Genomic DNA, 2,374 nt, shown 5'->3' with positions numbered 1-2,374 from the left:
ATTTCGTTCACCTCGCCCGTGCGGAAAGCGGGCGCTTCATGGTCGAGACATTCAACCTGTCCGACGCCGTTCTGGATGCCGTCGACGATGTCTGGCCACTGGCCGACAGCCGGAAAATCCGGATCGTCTCGGATGTGCCCGACGCCGAGGCTCTGGTGACTGGCGATCGCGCGCTTATCACAAGGTCGATCACCAACCTGCTGGGAAATGCGATAAAATATTCCGACGAGCGCACCACCGTGCAGGCCCGCGTTCGGCTGGAAGGCGCATTCGCGGTATGCGAAATCGCCGATCAGGGGCGCGGCATCGCCGCAAACGACCTGCACCGGCTGTTCGAGGCGTTCAGCCGCCTCACCCCGCCTGAAGGTGCGTCAGCATCCTCGACGCCATCCGGGGCGGGGCTGGGGCTTGCGTTCGTCAAGGCCGTGATCGAGCGCCATCGTGGGCGGGTCAGCGTCACCTCGGAAGAAGGGAAAGGCTCGGTCTTCGGGTTCAGCCTGCCGTTGTCCGCGGGCTGACCGCGCCGTCAGGCCGGAGCCACCAGCGCCTCGTCAAACAGGCGGCGGGCGCTTTCATAGTCGGCCTTGCCATTGGGGCTGCGCGGCACCTTCGCCAGCATCGCGATCCGCTTCGGCGATTTGTAGCTTGCAAGATGGCGGCGGACATGGGCCTGAAGCTCTGGTTCGGTGGTCGGATGCAGCGCCTCGACCACGGCGCACACGGTCTGCCCCCATTTCTCGTCGGCGACGCCGAAGACCAGCGCGTCTTCGATCGCCGGGTGGGTTTTCAGCGCCTCCTCGACTTCTTCGGGGTAGATTTTCTCGCCGCCGGAATTGATGCACTGGCTGCCACGCCCCAGCAGCACGATCGAACCATCTTCCGCGAAAACACCCCAGTCGCCCGGCATGGTGTAGTATTTGCCTTCGATCGGAACGAAGGTTTTTGCGCTTTTGGCCGGGTCTTTCCAGTATCCGCGCGGGATAGGGCCGGTGCGGGCAACGCGGCCCGGCCTGCCGGGCGCGGTAATGATCGTCATGGTGCCCGTCTCCTCGTCGGTGTCGACGAGAATGGTGTTCGGATCGTGCTGGAAGCGGGTGGGGGCGCTGGCGTTTTCGGCGGTTGAAAGCGCCGCGCCATAGCCCAGCCCTTCGGAAGAACCGAAAGCATCAAGGCACATCATCGTCGGGCAATGCGCGATCAGGCCGGCCTTTACCTCGGGCGACCACATCGTACCCGATGATGTCATGACGGTGATGTTGCCGAGCTTTCCTTCGCCGGCCTCCAGCGAGCGCAGAAGCGGTCGGGCGAAGGCATCGCCGACGATCACCACCATGTCGGGGTTGTGCCTTGCGCTTAGTTTCAGCGCCTCGACAGGATCGAAGCCGCGCGCGGTTGCCGTGATCACGGTTCCACCAAGCGCCAGCGCATAGATGCCCATCACCAGCCCGGTTCCGTGCATCATCGGCGGCAGGATCAGCACCGTGCGCCCGGTTTGGCCCGCCCGGATCGACTCCAGATGCGCGTCGAGGGATTCGACGCCCGGCATTCCCGGAAGCGGCGCGCCACCGCCAAGCGCCGTCCACAAATCGGCCTGGCTCCACATCACGCCCTTGGGCATGCCCGTCGTGCCGCCGGTATAGATGAACAGCATGTCGTCGGGGTGGTGCTCCACCTCGACCGGGCTTGAAGGGCCGGAGGCCACTGCATCGAACGACCGGGCAAACGGCGCTGGTGTGCCGCCCACCTGCAACCACAGCTTCACCCCGGGCAGCCGGTCCCGCATTCCGGACAGCAGATCGGCGAACTCGGCGTCGAAGACGACGACGGCAGAATCCGAATTGTCGAGGATGTAGAACAGCTCTTCGCCGGTATAGCGGTAGTTCACGTTCACATGCACCATGCGTGCCTTGAACGCGGCGCCGGTGGTCAGCAGATAGGCCGGAGAGTTCCGCATCAGATGTGCAACGCGGTCGCCCGGCTGCGCCCCCGCCGCCAGAAACGCGTTCGCCAGTGCGTTGGTCCGGGCGGCATAGGCGTTCCAGTCGATGACCTCGTCGCCATGGATCAGCGCAGGCGCTTCCCCCTTCGTTTCAGCAAGTGCCGTCAGAATCTGGCCGAACGAGAACATTCCCTACCTCCTCAACTCCCTGGATGTGGAATTGACACGCGCAACCGCCATGGCGCAACCGCCTAAATGGGAGGATGCGATGCGAAGCTGGGTTGTACGCAGGCTGGACGGGATCGACGCGCTGGAACTGGTGGACGCGCCGGAACCTGATCCACCGGGCGAAGGCGAAGTAACCGTTGCCATGCAGGCGGTTGCGATCAACTTCCCCGATCTGCTGATGCTGTCGGGCGGCTATCAGTATCGGCC

Annotated in this window: 2 protein-coding genes; one reads left to right on the top strand and one right to left on the bottom strand. The window is 64.2% G+C overall.

Annotated features, from left to right (window positions below; all coding sequences use genetic code 11):
- Window positions 1–518, top strand: a 518-nt coding sequence (locus AC16JP_RS11575; protein ID WP_484340770.1) for a sensor histidine kinase, incomplete at its 5' end; no start/stop codon positions are given.
- An 8-nt stretch (window positions 519–526) separates the two neighbouring features.
- On the opposite strand, the gene AC16JP_RS11570 is transcribed toward AC16JP_RS11575, so the two are convergent.
- The gene (locus tag AC16JP_RS11570; RefSeq protein WP_484340769.1) at window positions 527–2,128 is read right to left on the bottom strand and encodes an AMP-binding protein; all 1,602 of its coding nucleotides are present in this window, start codon (window positions 2,126–2,128) and stop codon (window positions 527–529) included.
- Between the last annotated feature and the right edge of the window lie 246 nt (window positions 2,129–2,374).

The organism is Sandaracinobacteroides sp., assembly GCF_057137845.1.
Note: the sequence above shows the minus strand (reverse complement) of the source record. Positions and strands in the feature narration are given on the sequence as shown.

Coding starts and splice junctions, on each gene's coding strand:
- AC16JP_RS11570 (WP_484340769.1), bottom strand. CDS start 2,128: ATGTTCTCGTTCGGCCAGATTCTGACGGCACTTGCTGAAACGAAGGGG.